The 14,897-nt window shown below is 71.1% G+C and carries 13 protein-coding genes and 1 pseudogene; all 14 read left to right on the top strand.

Annotated elements, in window-relative coordinates:
• Window positions 1-6: 6 nt before the first annotated feature.
• Window positions 7-1,653, top strand: a complete 1,647-nt coding sequence (locus tag H7A73_RS07945; RefSeq protein WP_182065479.1) for a Mur ligase family protein — start codon at window positions 7-9, stop codon at window positions 1,651-1,653.
• Window positions 1,650-3,158, top strand: coding sequence for a UDP-N-acetylmuramoyl-tripeptide--D-alanyl-D-alanine ligase (locus H7A73_RS07940; RefSeq protein ID WP_182065477.1), 1,509 nt, complete (start codon window positions 1,650-1,652; stop codon window positions 3,156-3,158). Before H7A73_RS07945 ends, H7A73_RS07940 begins: the two co-directional genes overlap by 4 nt.
• On the top strand, window positions 3,155-4,258 hold the full coding sequence (gene mraY, locus H7A73_RS07935) for a phospho-N-acetylmuramoyl-pentapeptide-transferase (RefSeq protein ID WP_182065475.1): 1,104 nt from the start codon (window positions 3,155-3,157) through the stop codon (window positions 4,256-4,258). The genes H7A73_RS07940 and mraY overlap by 4 nt, the downstream gene beginning before the upstream one ends.
• Window positions 4,251-5,798 carry a UDP-N-acetylmuramoyl-L-alanine--D-glutamate ligase gene (gene murD, locus H7A73_RS07930; RefSeq protein ID WP_259362770.1) on the top strand — a complete coding sequence of 516 codons (1,548 nt, stop codon included), beginning with the start codon at window positions 4,251-4,253 and terminating at the stop codon, window positions 5,796-5,798. The genes mraY and murD overlap by 8 nt, the downstream gene beginning before the upstream one ends.
• The gene (gene ftsW, locus H7A73_RS07925) at window positions 5,761-7,026 is read left to right on the top strand and encodes a putative lipid II flippase FtsW (protein ID WP_182065473.1); all 1,266 of its coding nucleotides are present in this window, start codon (window positions 5,761-5,763) and stop codon (window positions 7,024-7,026) included. Before murD ends, ftsW begins: the two co-directional genes overlap by 38 nt.
• Complete coding sequence (gene murG, locus H7A73_RS07920; protein ID WP_071405419.1) at window positions 7,023-8,120, top strand: undecaprenyldiphospho-muramoylpentapeptide beta-N-acetylglucosaminyltransferase; 1,098 nt, start codon at window positions 7,023-7,025, stop codon at window positions 8,118-8,120. The genes ftsW and murG overlap by 4 nt, the downstream gene beginning before the upstream one ends.
• Window positions 8,117-9,538: a UDP-N-acetylmuramate--L-alanine ligase gene (murC, locus tag H7A73_RS07915; protein ID WP_182065471.1), complete on the top strand. Its 1,422-nt coding sequence runs from the start codon at window positions 8,117-8,119 to the stop codon at window positions 9,536-9,538. The genes murG and murC overlap by 4 nt, the downstream gene beginning before the upstream one ends.
• Complete coding sequence (locus H7A73_RS07910) at window positions 9,535-10,821, top strand: FtsQ-type POTRA domain-containing protein (protein WP_182065469.1); 1,287 nt, start codon at window positions 9,535-9,537, stop codon at window positions 10,819-10,821. Before murC ends, H7A73_RS07910 begins: the two co-directional genes overlap by 4 nt.
• A gap of 146 nt (window positions 10,822-10,967) precedes the next feature.
• The gene (ftsZ, locus tag H7A73_RS07905) at window positions 10,968-12,128 is read left to right on the top strand and encodes a cell division protein FtsZ (protein WP_182065467.1); all 1,161 of its coding nucleotides are present in this window, start codon (window positions 10,968-10,970) and stop codon (window positions 12,126-12,128) included.
• A gap of 7 nt (window positions 12,129-12,135) precedes the next feature.
• A complete protein-coding gene (locus H7A73_RS07900; protein WP_182065465.1) occupies window positions 12,136-12,858 on the top strand; it encodes a YggS family pyridoxal phosphate-dependent enzyme in 723 nt (240 codons plus the stop codon).
• Between the two features lie 41 nt (window positions 12,859-12,899).
• Complete coding sequence (locus H7A73_RS07895) at window positions 12,900-13,484, top strand: cell division protein SepF (protein ID WP_071405422.1); 585 nt, start codon at window positions 12,900-12,902, stop codon at window positions 13,482-13,484.
• Between the two features lie 68 nt (window positions 13,485-13,552).
• Complete coding sequence (locus H7A73_RS07890; RefSeq protein ID WP_110892747.1) at window positions 13,553-13,849, top strand: YggT family protein; 297 nt, start codon at window positions 13,553-13,555, stop codon at window positions 13,847-13,849.
• A gap of 185 nt (window positions 13,850-14,034) precedes the next feature.
• Window positions 14,035-14,715, top strand: a complete 681-nt coding sequence (locus H7A73_RS07885) for a DivIVA domain-containing protein (RefSeq protein ID WP_182065463.1) — start codon at window positions 14,035-14,037, stop codon at window positions 14,713-14,715.
• 2 nt (window positions 14,716-14,717) lie between these two features.
• Window positions 14,718-14,897, top strand: a pseudogene (locus tag H7A73_RS18065) (signal peptidase II); the annotation flags it as partial.

Raw genomic sequence — 14,897 nt, 5'->3', positions numbered from 1 at the left:
GAACACTTGTCCGCACGGATCCCCCCGGTCCTCCGACCCGAACACCCGACCCCGAGGGCCGTCTCCGAACTCGCCAACGCGTTCGGTCTGCGAGTCGTCGGCTCGGTCGACAGCATCGAGACCACCGGGGTCACCCTGAGCGCCACCGAGGTGCAGCCGGGTGACCTGTTCGTCGGCGTGCACGGTGCGAACCGGCACGGCGCACAGTTCGCGACGGAGGCCGCCGAGCGCGGCGCCGTCGCCGTCCTGACCGACCAGGACGGCGTCGCACTGGTCGAGCCGTCCGGGCTGCCGGTGCTCGTCGTCGACGACCCCCGCGCCGCCCTCGGCGACGTCGCGGCGTGGGTCTACCGCACGCACCCCGACGAGGCCACCGACCTGCCGCAGCTGTTCGCCGTCACCGGCACGAACGGCAAGACGAGCACGTCCTACATCCTCGAGGGCATCCTCAAGCAGCTCGGCCTGGTCACCGGCCTGAGCTCGACCGCCGAGCGCCACATCGGTTCGCTCAGCGTGACGAGCCGCCTGACCACGCCCGAGGCCAGCGAGATGCACGCGCTCCTCGCCCGCATGCGCGAGAGCGAGGTCCGCGCGGTCGCCGTCGAGGTCAGTGCCCAGGCCCTCAGCCGGCACCGCGTCGACGGCATCGTCTTCGACGTCGCGGCCTTCACGAACCTGTCGCACGACCACCTCGACGACTACGCCGACATGGAGGAGTACTACCAGGCGAAACTCCCGCTGTTCCAGCCCGAGCACGCCCGTCGCGGCGTCGTCTCGCTGGACACCGACTGGGGCCACCGCGTGGTGCAGGACTCCCGCATCCCGGTCACCACGATCACCGTGCACCCCGACGTCGAGGCCGAGTGGCACGTCGACATCGTCGAGGCGCACGCTGCCTACACCGAGTTCCGTCTGACCGGCCCCGAGGGCCGCGAACTGACCACCCGTGTGCCGCTCATCGGCTGGCACATGGCGGCGAACGCGGCACTCGCGATCGTCATGCTCGTCGAGGGCGGGTTCGAGCTGGGTGCCATCGCGCACGCGCTGGAGAGCAACCACCGCCGCTACCCCGACGAGGACGACGCGAGCGAGCGCGACGGCGGGACGCACCGCGTCTCCGCCATCGAGTGCTACCTGCCCGGCCGCACCGAGCGCGTCTCCGGCGAGCACGGCCCGAGCGTCTACGTCGACTTCGGCCACAGCGCCGACGCCTTCGAGAACACCCTCGCCGCGGTCCGGCAGTTCACCTCCGGCAAGGTCCTCATGCTGTTCGGCGCCGACGGCGACCGCGACACCACGAAGCGCGGTGACATGGCCCGCGTGGCGGCGGCCGGCAGCGACATCCTCGTCGTCACCGACCACCACCCGCGCTTCGAGGACGCCGCGTCGATCCGGAAGACCCTGGTCGACGCCGCACGTGCGGCGTACCCCGACCACGAGATCCACGAGGTCAGCCCGCCCGAGGCGGCGATCCGCACGGCTGTGAGCCTGGTCGGCGAGGGGGACTCGATCCTCTGGGCCGGCCCGGGGCACCAGGACTACCGCGACATCCAGGGCGTCCGCACGCCGTACTCCGCCCGCGACGAGGCCCGCGCGGCCCTGCGCGAGGCCGGCTGGGAGCCGAACTCCGGTCCGGCGGAGGACGTCCGATGATCGCCATGACCCTCGCCGAGATCGCCACCGCGGTCGGCGGCGAGCTGATCGGCGGCGCGCAGGCGACCGACGTCGCCGAGCCCGGCGACCTGGTCGTCGAGGGCTCGGTCGAGACCGACTCGCGCCTGGTCCGCCCCGGCAGCGTCTTCTTCGCCCTGCCCGGCGAGGTCACCGACGGCCGTCGCTTCGTGCCCGCAGCGGTCGACGCCGGTGCCGCCCTGGTCGTCACGCCCGACCGCGTGGACACCAGCGCGCCGCAGATCGTCGTCGCGGACGGGTACGAGGCCCTCGCTGCGCTCGCCCACGAGGTCGTCACGCGCGTCCGGATGAGCACCGCGGACCGCGTCGACGCCGACGGTCGCCCGGCGCCCCTGCGGGTCGTCGGCATCACCGGCTCGAACGGCAAGACGAGCACGAAGAACATGCTCCGCACGATCCTCGAACAGCACGGCGCGACCGTCGCGCCCGAGGGGTCGTTCAACAACCACGTCGGCGCGCCGATCTCGATGCTCCGCATCACGGACGACACCCGGTACCTGGTGGTCGAGATGGGCGCGAGCGGCGTCGGCCACATCGCCAAGCTCGTGTCGATCGCCGAGCCCGACGTCGGCGTCGTCCTCAAGGTGGGCCTCGCGCACGCCGGCGAGTTCGGCGGCATCGAGGCGACGCAGCGTGCGAAGTCCGAGATGGTGACCGACCTGCCCGAGACCGCCACGGCCCTGCTCAACGTCGACGACGACCGCGTGGCGTCGATGCGTGACCTGACGGCCGCGCGGGTGGTGGGCTTCGGCACGTCGGCCGAAGCCGACTACCGCGTCTCCGGCATCGAGACGGACCGCAGCGGCACCCGCTTCACCCTCACCGCGCCTCCCCGCCGCCCCGAAGGCGACCGCCCGACGGACGCGACCCTGACTGGAGGCCCGGATCACGTCGACGTGCGCCTCGCGATCCTGGGTGAGCACCACGCGATGAACGCGTCCGCCGCGCTCATCGTCGCCCACCTGTGGGGCGTCCCGCTCGCCGACGGCGCCGCGGCGCTCGCGTCGATGACGCGGGCCGAGCGCTGGCGCATGGAGCTGCTCCAGGGCGGCCCCGAGGGCGTCACCGTCATCAACGACGCCTACAACGCGTCGCCCGACTCCACCGCGGCGGCGCTGCGGACCCTGGCGCAGATCGTGCGCCCGGGGGAGCGGACCGTCGCCGTGCTCGGTGAGATGGCCGAGCTCGGTGAGTACTCCGTCGAGGAGCACGATCGCATCGGTCGGCTCGTCGTCCGCCTCGGCATCGGACAGCTCGTGGTCGTCGGCCGCGGCGCGATGCCCATCCACCAGGCCGCCACCCTCGAGGGATCGTGGGACGGCGAGTCCGTGTACATCGAGGACGTCGACGACGCCGTCCGTGCCATGCAGGAGATGCTCCGCCCCGGCGACGTCGTCCTCGTCAAGTCCTCGAAGTCTGCCGAACTGCGATTCCTCGGCGACCGCCTCGGAGGTGTCACCGAATGATCGCGCTCCTCGTCGCCGGCGCCACGTCGCTGGTGTTCACGTTGCTGCTCACCCCGTTCTTCATCAAGCTCTTCCACCGTCTCGGGTGGGGGCAGTTCATCCGTGACGACGGTCCACAGTCCCACCACACCAAGCGCGGCACCGCCACCATGGGCGGCATCGTCCTGATCATCGGTGCGGTGATCGGGTACTTCGTCGGTCACCTGGTGGGACCCGACTCGATCACGCTGTCCGGCCTGCTCGTGCTGTTCCTGATGGTCGGGCTCGGGTTCGTCGGCTTCATCGATGACTTCCTCAAGGTCCGGCGTCAGCGGAGCCTCGGGCTCGGCGGCTGGGCGAAGATCCTCGGCCAGGTCATCGTCGGCGTCATCTTCGCCACGATCGCCCTGGTCGTGCCGACGTCGAACGGCAAGCCCCCGGCGTCCACGATGATCTCGGCCGTCCGCGACGTGCCGTGGCTCGACTTCATGGCGCTCGGCACGGTCATCGGCACCGTGCTGTTCCTCGCCTGGATCGTCCTGCTGACGGTGTCCACGTCGAACGGCGTGAACGTGGCGGACGGGCTCGACGGCCTGGCCACCGGGTCGAGCATCCTCGCGATCGGCTCGTACGTCATCATCGGCTTCTGGCAGTCGAACCAGATGTGCGGTGGGACCCGTCTCGACGCGAGCACCGAGCACGCCTGCTACACGGTGTCGAACCCGCTCGACCTCGCCGTGGTGGCGGCCGCGGTGTGCGGTGGGCTGATCGGGTTCCTCTGGTACAACACGTCGCCCGCCCAGATCTTCCTCGGGGACACCGGCTCGCTCGGGCTCGGCGGCGCCCTGGCCGGTCTCGCGATCCTCAGCCGGACCGAGCTGCTGCTCATCCTCATCGGTGGCCTGTTCTTCATCGTCACCGGCTCCGTCATCCTCCAGCGGGCCTACTTCAAGATCACCCACGGCAAGCGCATCTTCCTGATGAGTCCGCTGCACCACCACTTCGAACTGAAGGGGTGGGCCGAGGTGACCGTCGTCGTCCGCTTCTGGATCATCGCCGGGCTCTTCGTCGCGGCGGGGGTCGGACTCTTCTACCTCGAATGGATCGCACGCGTTGGTTGACCCAGTGTCCTCGCCGTCCCGCCTCCACTCCCTCGACAGCTGGTACTCCGAGGGGTGGAAGGGGCTCAACGTCGCCGTCCTCGGTCTCGGTGCCACCGGGTTCTCGGTCGCCGACACGCTGGTGGAACTCGGCAGCGAGGTGACGGTCTACTCGTCCGACGCCCCTGCCGACAGCGTCGAGCTGCTCGACGTGATCGGTGCCCGGTTCCTGCAGACGCCGCTCGACACCGTGCCGGACGCCCTCGTGCAGCAGGCACCCGACGTCGTCATCGTGTCGCCGGGGTTGCCCCCGCACAACGCCACCGTGCAGTGGTCGGTGACGAACAGCACCGTCTGGGGCGACATCGAGCTCGCCTGGCGCGTGCGCGACAAGGTCGTCCGTGGCCCGGTCGCGGCCCCCTGGATCACGATCACGGGCACGAACGGCAAGACGACGACGACACAGCTCACGACCGCGATGTACGAGGCCGGCGGCCTGCGTGCCGTCGCGTGCGGGAACATCGGCGTGCCGGTGCTCGACGTCGTCCGCGACCCGGTCGGCTACGACGTGCTCGTCGTCGAGCTCTCGAGCCACCAGCTGCACTACGCGGCGACCTCCGGCGACGGCGCCGTGGTGCCGCTCGCCAGTGCCTGCCTGAACATCGCGGACGACCACCTGGAGTGGCACGGCTCCGCCGAGGCGTACCGCGCGGCGAAGGCAAAGGTCTACGAGCGCACCGTGATGGCGTGCGTCTACAACACCTCGGACGAGGCCACCCGGCAGATGGTGCAGGAGGCCGACGTGGTGGAGGGCTGCCGTGCGGTCGGCTTCACCCCCGGCGTCCCCGCTCCCGGCGACGTCGGCATCGTCGAGGACGTGCTGTGCGACCGGGCGTTCACCGAGGACCGCCGCAACAGCGCGCTCGAGCTGTCGACGATCGCCGACCTCGAGGCCGCCGGGCTCGCCAGCCCGCACATGACCATGAACGTCCTGGCCGCCGCTGCCCTGGCCCGTGCCGGCACCGTCCAGCCGAGCGCCATCCAGTCGGCCGTCCGGGCGTTCCGCGCCGACCACCACCGCACCGAGCTCGTGGCCCAGGCGGACGGCATCGCGTGGGTCGACGACTCGAAGGCCACCAACCCGCACGCCGCCACCGCGTCGCTGGCGTCGTTCGACACCGTCGTGTGGATCGTCGGCGGCCTGTTCAAGGGCGTCGACATCGACGGCTTGGTCGAGCGCTTCGGCCCCGGCGTGCGCGCCGTCGTGGTGATCGGCACCGACCGGACCCCGGTCCTCGAGGCATTCGCGCGACACGCGTCCACGGTCCCGGTGCTCCAGGTGGAGACGACGGACACTGATCAAGTCATGCGCGAGGCGGTCCGGCATGCCGCATCGGTCGCGAGGCCGGGCGACACCGTCCTCCTCGCCCCGGCGGCGGCGTCGTTCGACCAGTTCGGCTCCTACGCCGACCGGGGGCAGCGTTTCGCGGCCGCGGTCAACGAGCACCTGGGAGGAGAAGTCGATGGCGACGACACCGACGGATCTTCCGAACAGCCGTAACGGCCGGACCGCGTCGACCCCACGACGGACCAACGGCGCGATCGTCGCCGTCAAGAACGTCTTCGTCGCGGAGTCCAGCACCTTCTACACGATCCTCGGCGTCACGCTGTTCCTCGTCGTCTTCGGCGTCGTGATGGTGCTGTCCTCGTCGAGCGTCGAGGAGTACGCGGCGACCCACGACTTCTTCGGGGCGGCCTCCCGTCAGGGCCTGTACGCCGTGCTCGGCGTGCCGCTCATGCTCATCGCCAGTCGGGTCCCGACCCGGATCTGGCGGAAGTGGGCGATGCGGCTGCTCGGTGCTGCGCTCGTGCTGCAGCTGCTCGTGTTCACCCCGCTCGGCATCGACATCCAGGGCAACCGGAACTGGATCGGGCTCGGGTCGTTCACCGCGCAGCCGTCCGAGGTCGTGAAGCTCGGCCTGGTGCTCGGCATCGGCGCCATCATCTACGTCAAACGGGACAAGCTCGACGACTGGAAAGAGGTGTTCATCCCGATCGGGATCGCCTCGATGCTCTCGCTCGGCCTCGTCGTCCTCGGCGGTGACCAGGGCACCGCGATGGTCATGCTCATCCTCGTGTTCGGCGCGCTGTACATCGGTGGAGTCCGCGCCCGGCACCTGCTCGTCGGCCTCGGTGCGTTCGCCGTGATGCTGCCCTTCGTGACGATGGCGTCGGCCTCGCGTTCGACCCGCATCAGCGCCTGGTTGTCCGGGTGCACCGACACCAGCCAGTACCAGGACATCTGCTGGCAGCCGGTGCACGGCATGTGGGCGCTGGCGTCCGGTGGCGTGTTCGGCGTCGGCCTCGGCAACTCGAAGGCGAAGTGGTCGTGGCTGCCCGAGGCGGACAACGACTACATCTTCGCGATCATCGGCGAGGAGCTCGGCCTGATCGGCGCCGTCGTGGTGCTCAGCCTGTTCGTGGTGCTCGCCGTCGGCATGATCAAGATCATCCGGCAGTCCCGCGACCCCTTCGTGAAGACGGTCACCGGTGGCATCCTCGCGTGGATCATCGGCCAGGCGCTCATCAACATCGCCGTCGTGCTCGGCCTGCTGCCCGTGCTCGGCGTGCCCCTGCCACTCATCTCGGCCGGTGGATCGGCGCTCATCATGACCCTGGTGGCGATCGGCGTCGTGCTCTCCTTCGCCCGTGACCTGCCCGGCAAGAACGACCCCGGCCTGACGAACGCCCCACTCGGCCGGACCTCCACGAACGGATCACTGCGGTGAGCAAGTACCTCTTCGCCGGCGGCGGCACCGCCGGCCACGTCAACCCCCTGCTCGCGGTCGCCGACCGGCTGACCGAGCGGGAGCCCGGCGCCGAGGTGCTCGTGCTGGGCACCGCCGAGGGCCTGGAGTCCCGCCTCGTCCCGATGCGCGGCTACGAGCTGCTGACGATCCCGCGCCTGCCGTTCCCGCGGAAGCTCAACGGCGCGGCGCTGCGCTTCCCGCAACGCTTCGCGGCGGCGGTCAAGCGGACCGAGCAGATCATCCGCGACCACGAGATCGAGGTGGTCCTCGGGGTCGGTGGCTACGCGGCCGCTCCGGCGTACATCGCCGCCCGCCGCACCGGCACCCCGATCGTCGTGCACGAGCAGAACGCGAAGCCCGGGCTGGCGAACCGCCTCGCCGCGTTCCTCACCGAGCACGTCGGACTGACCTTCTCGAACACGCGCCTGCGCCACGGCCGCGTCGTCGGCATGCCGCTCCGTCGCGAGATCGAGTCGCTCGACCGCCGGGCCGTACGGGCCGAGGGGCTCGCCGAGTTCGGACTCGACCCGGACCGACCCGTGCTGCTCGTGACCGGTGGCTCCTCGGGCGCGCGGAGCATCAACCGGACGATCAACAAGTCCGCCGCCGCCATCGTCGGAGCCGGCTGGCAGGTCCTGCACGTCGTGGGCGCCGCGTCGGACATCGGCCCGAGCGACCTCGACGGGTACCACGTGCTGCCCTACTGCGACCGGATGGACCTGGCGTACGCGGCGAGTGACTTCGTCGTGTCGCGCTCCGGCGCCGGCATGGTGTGCGAGCTGACCGCCGTCGGGCTGCCGAGTGTGCTCGTGCCGTACCCGGTGGGGAACGGTGAGCAGCGCCACAACGCGAAGGACGTCGTCGACGCCGGGGGAGCCGTCCTGGTGGCCGACGGAGAATTCGACCAGGACTGGGTGACGTTCCAGCTGCTGAGCATCCTGCAGGACCGCTCCCGCATCGCGGACATGACCGTGCGGGCGGGCAGCGTCGGCCACCGCGACGGCGCCGACCGGATGACCGACCTGGTCCTCGACGCCGCGAAGCAGGCCCCCAGCACCACGGAGGAACGATGACCATCAAGCCGGACCTGACCCAGCCGATCCCGGACGACCTGGGCACGGTGCACTTCGTCGGCATCGGCGGCGCGGGCATGAGCGGGATCGCCCGGATGTTCCTCGCCGCCGGGCACCGCGTGACGGGCAGCGACTCCCGCGAGACCGAGACGACCGGCACGATGCGCGACCTCGGCGCGACCGTGCACATCGGTCACGACGCCGTGAACGTCGGCGAGGCCGACACCATCGTCGTCACGAGCGCCCTCTGGCCCGACAACCCCGAGCTCCTCGAGGCGCAGCGCCGCGGTCTTCCGGTGCTCCACCGTTCGCAGGCCCTCGCCGCCCTGATCGCCGAGCACCGTCTGGTCGCGGTCGCCGGTGCGCACGGCAAGACCACCTCGACCGGCATGATCGTCACCGCGATGGTCGAGCTCGGTCTCGACCCGAGCTTCGTCAACGGCGGCGTCATCCAGTCCCTCGGCACCAGCTCGGCCCCGGGGTCGAGCGACCTGTTCGTGGTCGAGGCCGACGAGTCCGACGGCTCGTTCCTGCTCTACGACGTCGCCGTGGCCCTGATCACCAACGTCGACGCCGACCACCTGGACCACTACGGCAGCGAGGAGGCCTTCACCGAGGCCTTCGTCGAGTTCGCCGCGAAGGCGAGCGAGCGCGTCGTCATCTCGAGCGACGACGCCGGTGCGAAGACGGTCACGGCCGGCATCCGCCAGCGCGCCGACGCCCCCGAGGTCGTCACGTTCGGCGAGGCCGTCGACGCGGACGTCCGCATCGAGGGCATCACCGAGTCCGCCGGCGTCGAGGTCGACTTCCGCGCCGGGGGTGAGGCGTACCACCTGACCCTCCGCGTGCCCGGCCGGCACAACGCGATCAACGCCGTCGGCGCCTTCGCGGTGCTGACCGGCCTCGGCGTCGCCCCGGCCGACGCGGTTCGCGGGCTCGAGGCGTTCGGCGGCACCCAGCGCCGCTTCGAGCTGCACGGTGTCGAGCGCGGCGTCTCGGTCTACGACGACTACGCCCACCACCCGACCGAGGTCGCCGCGGCGCTCAAGGCCGCCCGCAACGTCGTCGGCGACGGCCGCATCATCGCGATCCACCAGCCGCACCTGTACTCGCGCACCCGTCTGATGGCCGGCGACTTCGCCAAGGTGTACGAGGAGCTCGCCGACCACACGGTCGTGCTCGACGTCTACGGCGCCCGCGAGGACCCGGAGCCCGGCGTGACCGGCGCCCTGGTGCAGGAGCGCTTCGCCGACCAGTCGCGCGTCGAGTTCCTGCCCGACTGGGACGAGGCGGCGGCCCGCGCGGCCGCGGTCGCCCGGGACGGCGACATCATCATGACGCTCAGCTGCGGCGACGTGTACCGGATCATCCCGCAGGTGCTCGGCGCCCTGGGCACCGACGGAGCGTCGTCCCGGTGAAGCGCCCCGAGGGGTTCGACGAGGGGGACGCCCGCAGGGACGCCCCGGCCGAGGGTGCCGACGCGCCCGGGCAGCGTCGTGGTCCCTCGAAGCCGCGGCTCCCGTTCCGCGGACGCGTCGCCGACGACCGGGAGGCCCGTCCCGCGTCCGCCCCGGAAGCGCCGGTCGACGAGACGGTCGACGAGACCGCCGGGTCGACCCCCGCGGATCGGCCCGCCGCCGGCACGTCGGGTCCGCACCGGGACCGCGTCGGCGCGTTCGCCGGAGCGGCCGGACGCCGGTTCGGCGCCGGCCTCTCCACCGTCGCCGACCGCCTGCGCGAGTACACCCCGAACGAGGACCACCGGGACCCGGAGGCCGACCGCCGCGACGCGGGACGCCGAGCGGCCACGAGCGGTGGAGCCGACCACGACGCGACCGTGACCGACGTGCTCGACGCGACCGGGGCCTCCCGGACCGATCAGCACGCCGAGGCGCCCATCGGGGCACGGGTGCGCGCTGCCGAGACCGCCCGCGAGGCGCGCATCGCGAAGCGGCGCCGCCGACTGCTCGAGCGTGCCGAGGTCCGCCGGTTCACCCGCCGCAGCCGGCACCGTCGCGCCGCGTGGATCACGGCGGCCAGCGTCGTCCTGGTGCTCGGGGTCTCGATCCTCGTCGCGGTGTTCTCCCCGCTGATGGCCCTCCGCACGATCGAGGTCAAGGGCACGAACCGCGTCGACGAGTCCGCGCTGCGCCAGGCCCTGTCCGACCAGATCGGCACGCCCCTGGCCCGGCTCGACTTCGACGCGATCAAGCGGGACGTCGCCGGGTTCCCGCTCATCGAGAGCTACGTGACCGAAGAGGCCCCGCCGCACACGCTCGTCGTCACGGTGACCGAGCGCACGCCGGTCGTCGCGGTGCGCTCCGGCAGCACCTTCGACCTCGTCGACCCCGCGGGCATCGTCGTGCAGTCGTCGCCGAAGCGCCCGGCGTCCATGCCGCTCGCCGACATCGCCCGTGCGCGCCTGGGGTCTTCGAGCTTCCGCACGATGACCGAGGTCGTGCTGGCGCTGCCCTCGACGGTCCGGTCCCAGGTGACGCGCGTCGCCGGGTCGACCGCCGACGACGTGACCCTGACCCTGAAGGACGGCTCGACCGTCGTGTGGGGGAGCCCGGACGACTCGGACGCCAAGGCCGAACTGCTCGCCGCGCTGGTCAAGGACCACGCGGCGCGCAACCCGGGCGTCGTCGTCGAGTACGACGTGTCGGCACCGGACAACGGCGTGATCCGCGCCGAGGACTGAATTGCCGGACCTGATCGGCGACACGCGGCGTGGCGGGGCGACACTGCGCCGAACGCACCCGTAGCGTCGAAGCCAGCACCACATCTACCAGCATTGCCCCTGAACTTCAAGTAGAGGTTGAGGGTTCGACCGGAGGCCTGACTGACGTGACCACGAACCACAACTACCTCGCCGTCATCAAGGTCGTCGGTGTCGGCGGCGGCGGCGTCAACGCCGTCAACCGCATGATCGAGCTCGGTCTCCGTGGCGTCGAGTTCATCGCGATCAACACCGACGCCCAGGCCCTGCTGCTCAGCGACGCGGACGTCAAGCTCGACGTCGGCCGCGAGATCACCCGCGGCCTCGGTGCCGGCGCGGACCCCGAGGTCGGCCGTCGTGCCGCCGAGGACCACGCCGAGGAGATCGAAGAGGCCCTCGCCGGCGCCGACATGGTGTTCGTCACCGCGGGCGAGGGTGGCGGTACCGGCACCGGTGGCGCACCGGTCGTCGCGCGCATCGCGAAGTCCATCGGGGCGCTGACCATCGGTGTCGTCACGAAGCCCTTCAGCTTCGAGGGCAAGCGTCGCCAGTCCCAGGCCGAGAACGGCGTCGCGGGCCTCAAGGACGAGGTCGACACGCTCATCGTCGTCCCGAACGACCGCCTGCTCGAGATCAGCGACCGCGGCATCTCCATGGTCGAGGCGTTCGCCACGGCCGACCAGGTGCTCCTCGCCGGCGTGCAGGGCATCACCGACCTCATCACGACCCCGGGGCTGATCAACCTCGACTTCGCCGACGTCAAGAGCGTCATGCAGGGTGCGGGTTCCGCGCTCATGGGCATCGGCTCGTCGCGCGGTGCCGACCGTGCGATCAAGGCGGCCGAGCTCGCCGTCGCGTCGCCGCTGCTCGAGGCTTCCATCGACGGTGCGCACGGCGTGCTGCTGTCGATCCAGGGTGGCTCGAACCTCGGCATCTTCGAGATCAACGACGCCGCGCGTCTGGTGCAGGAAGCCGTGCACCCCGAGGCGAACATCATCTTCGGTGCGGTCATCGACGACACCCTGGGCGACGAGGTCCGCGTGACGGTCATCGCCGCTGGCTTCGACGGTGGCGAGCCGGCCCAGCAGCAGAAGGAACGTCGCTCGAGCTACGTCGACCCGGAGTCGAGCGCCGCGGCGCCCGTCGCTGCCTCGACCGGCGCGATCGAGGACTCCACCGCGTCGAGCCCGTCCTGGGCATCGCAGGAGCACCAGCCGCCGGTGCAGCGCGCCGCCGACCCGGCGTTCGACGACGACGACGAGCTCGACGTCCCCGACTTCCTGAAGTGACCCACCCTTGGTAGCCGACACGCGCCTCCAGGCCTCGTCTCACGACGACGGGCTGGAGGCGCGTGTTGCGTCCGTCAGGAGCGGCATCGCCGACGCGGCGCGAGCCGCAGGGCGCTCGCCCGACGAGCTGACGCTCGTCGTCGTCACGAAGTACCACCCGGCGTCGCTCGTCCGCGAGCTCGCCGCGCTCGGCGTGACGGACGTGGGCGAGAACCGCCACCAGGAGGCGCAGGCGAAGGCCGCCGAGCTGGCGGACCTCGGCCTGACCTGGCACTTCGTCGGGCAGCTGCAGTCGAAGAAGGCCCGCCAGGCCCGGCGGTACGCCCACGTCGTGCAGTCGCTCGACCGAGGCTCCGTCGTCGACGCGTTCGCGCCGACCGAGGCCGAGCCGGAACCGCCGGTCATCGACGGCTTCGTGCAGGTGAACCTCACCGACGACCCCGGCCGAGGCGGGGTGCAGCCGGAGGACGTCGAACCGATGGTGACGCGTGTGCTGGCCGCTGGGACCATCCGGCTGCGGGGTGTCATGGCGGTCGCGCCCCTCGACGAGGAGCCCCGAGCCGCCTTCGCCCGACTCCGCTCGATCTCCGAACAGGTCGTGTCGCTCGAGCCCGGCGCCACCGACATCTCCGCCGGCATGAGCGGGGACTACGCCGAGGCGATCCTCGAGGGCGCGACACACCTGCGGATCGGCACCGCAATCACGGGAAACCGGCCGCCCGCACCCTAGCCTCGTTGCAGGGCACCACGAGCACGAACCCCGGAGGAACCATGGCCAACCCGCTGAAGAAGACGATGGTCTACCTCGGCCTCGCCGATGAGGAACTCGACTACGAGGACGAGCAGCAGGCCGAGCCCGCGCGCCAGCAGGCAGCCCCTGCTCGCCAGGCCGCCGCGGCCGCCCCGGCGCCCGCCGAACCGCAGGAGGCCCCCGCCGCGGCAGCAGCCCCGGCGGCCGCTCCCGCAGCGGCTCCGGCTCCCACCAAGACGCACACCCACCAGCGCGGCGCCCAGGTCACTCCGCTCCGCCGCTCGCACACGACCGCACAGAAGGCGACCCCGGTCCAGGAAATGAACGAGATCCTCACCGTCCACCCGCGCGAGTACAAGGACGCCCAGTCCATCGCCGAGAGCTTCCGTGACGGCATCCCCGTCATCATCAACCTCTCGCAGATGACCGAGGGCGACGCCCGACGCATGATCGACTTCGCCTCGGGGCTGTCGCTCGGCCTGTTCGGCAAGATCGAGCGTGTCACGAACAAGGTCTTCCTCCTCTCCCCGGCGCACGTCGCAGTGAGCGGTGAGCCCGCTGAGGTAGAGTCCGACATCGAGGCGAACTTCTTCGCCCAGTCCTGAGCCGTACCCGGCACACCCGCCCCTGAGCGTCGTCTGACGACGCTCGCCCGAGACGAGCGAGCCCCATCGTGTCCGTGATCCTAGGGATCATCTCCCTCGCGTTGCTCCTGTACTTCTTCGTGATGTGGGGGCGCTTCGCGCTCGACCTCGTGCAGAGCTTCAACCGTTCCTGGCGGCCGCGCGGGGGCATGCTGGTGGTGTCCGAGTTCGTCTACACGATCACGGACCCGCCCATCCGAGCGGTGCGACGGGTCCTCCCGCCGCTCCGCCTGGGGCCGGTCGCGCTCGACTTCGGCTGGACGATCGTGATGCTCGTCGTCATCATCGCCCGGTTCGTGGTCGCTGCTCTGGCACGCAGTATCTGAGCGGACTCCCGTCCGCGACACGCGCCACGCCAGGCGCGGGTCACGGTTCCGCCCCGTCGTCGGTGTACGGTGGTCGGGATCGATGCCCGCTCCGGTGGCGCATCCGCACCGCACGGCGCGACTGGTACATTCGGTCGCACCGCACGCGGTTCCACACGTTCAGCAGTTCTATTGAGGTGACGGCAATGGCTTTGACGCCGGAAGACGTAGTCAACAAGCGGTTCCAGCCGACGAAGTTCCGCGAGGGCTACGACCAGGACGAGGTCGACGACTTCCTCGACGAGGTCGTGGTCGAGCTCCGTCGCCTGACCGCGGAGAACGACGAGCTCCGCCAGCGCCTGCAGGCGGCCGAGTCGGCCCCGCAGTCGACGCAGGCCGAGCAGCCCGCTCCCGCCGCCGAGCCGGAGCCCACCCCGGCCCCGGTCGAGGCAGCACCGGAGCCCGCTCCGGTCGCCGCAGCGGCACCGACCACGACGGTCCCCGCCGACGAGGACACCGAGGGCACCACGAACCTCCTGACCCTGGCGCGTCGTCTCCACGAGGAGCACGTCCGCGAGGGCATCGAGAAGCGCGACGCGCTCATCGCCGAGGGCACGGCCCAGGCCGCTCGCCTGGTCTCCGAGGCCGAGGCGAAGCAACGACAGATCATCGCCGACACCGAGAACACGAACCGTCAGCGTGTCGCGGTGCTCGAGCAGGAGCAGCGCCAGCTCGAGGGCAAGATCGACGAGCTCCGGACCTTCGAGCGCGACTACCGTGCGCAGCTCAAGAGCTACATCCAGGGGCAGCTCTCCGAGCTCGACTCCTCGGGCGAGCAGTCCGGTCTCACCCCGGCGCCGGCTTCGGCGCAGGGCTTCGGCAACTGACGTTGTCGCGACCAGCATCACGAGCGAAGGTCAGTGTCCGCGCGATCGCGGCACTGGCCTTCGCCGCTGTCGTGGTGGTGGCGTTCGACCAGGTCGCCAAGACGCTGGTCGTCGCGAACCTGCCGTACGGCACCCCCGTCCCGGTCCTCGGCGGGGCGTTGCAGTTCCTGTACGTCCGGAAC

Origin of the sequence: Curtobacterium sp. ME12 (genome assembly GCF_903970855.1) — a bacterium.
Lineage (GTDB): Bacteria > Actinomycetota > Actinomycetes > Actinomycetales > Microbacteriaceae > Curtobacterium > Curtobacterium poinsettiae_A.
The sequence above is the reverse complement of the archived record's forward strand: the minus strand, read 5'-3'. Positions and strand labels throughout refer to the sequence as shown.

Bases quoted from the DNA above. Each gene is read 5' to 3' on its own strand.
- H7A73_RS07940 (WP_182065477.1), top strand. From the start codon at position 1,650: ATGATCGCCATGACCCTCGCCGAGATCGCCACCGCGGTCGGCGGCGAG.
- H7A73_RS07895 (WP_071405422.1), top strand. From the start codon at position 12,900: ATGGCCAACCCGCTGAAGAAGACGATGGTCTACCTCGGCCTCGCCGAT.
- murC (WP_182065471.1), top strand. From the start codon at position 8,117: ATGACCATCAAGCCGGACCTGACCCAGCCGATCCCGGACGACCTGGGC.
- mraY (WP_182065475.1), top strand. From the start codon at position 3,155: ATGATCGCGCTCCTCGTCGCCGGCGCCACGTCGCTGGTGTTCACGTTG.
- H7A73_RS07885 (WP_182065463.1), top strand. From the start codon at position 14,035: ATGGCTTTGACGCCGGAAGACGTAGTCAACAAGCGGTTCCAGCCGACG.
- ftsW (WP_182065473.1), top strand. From the start codon at position 5,761: ATGGCGACGACACCGACGGATCTTCCGAACAGCCGTAACGGCCGGACC.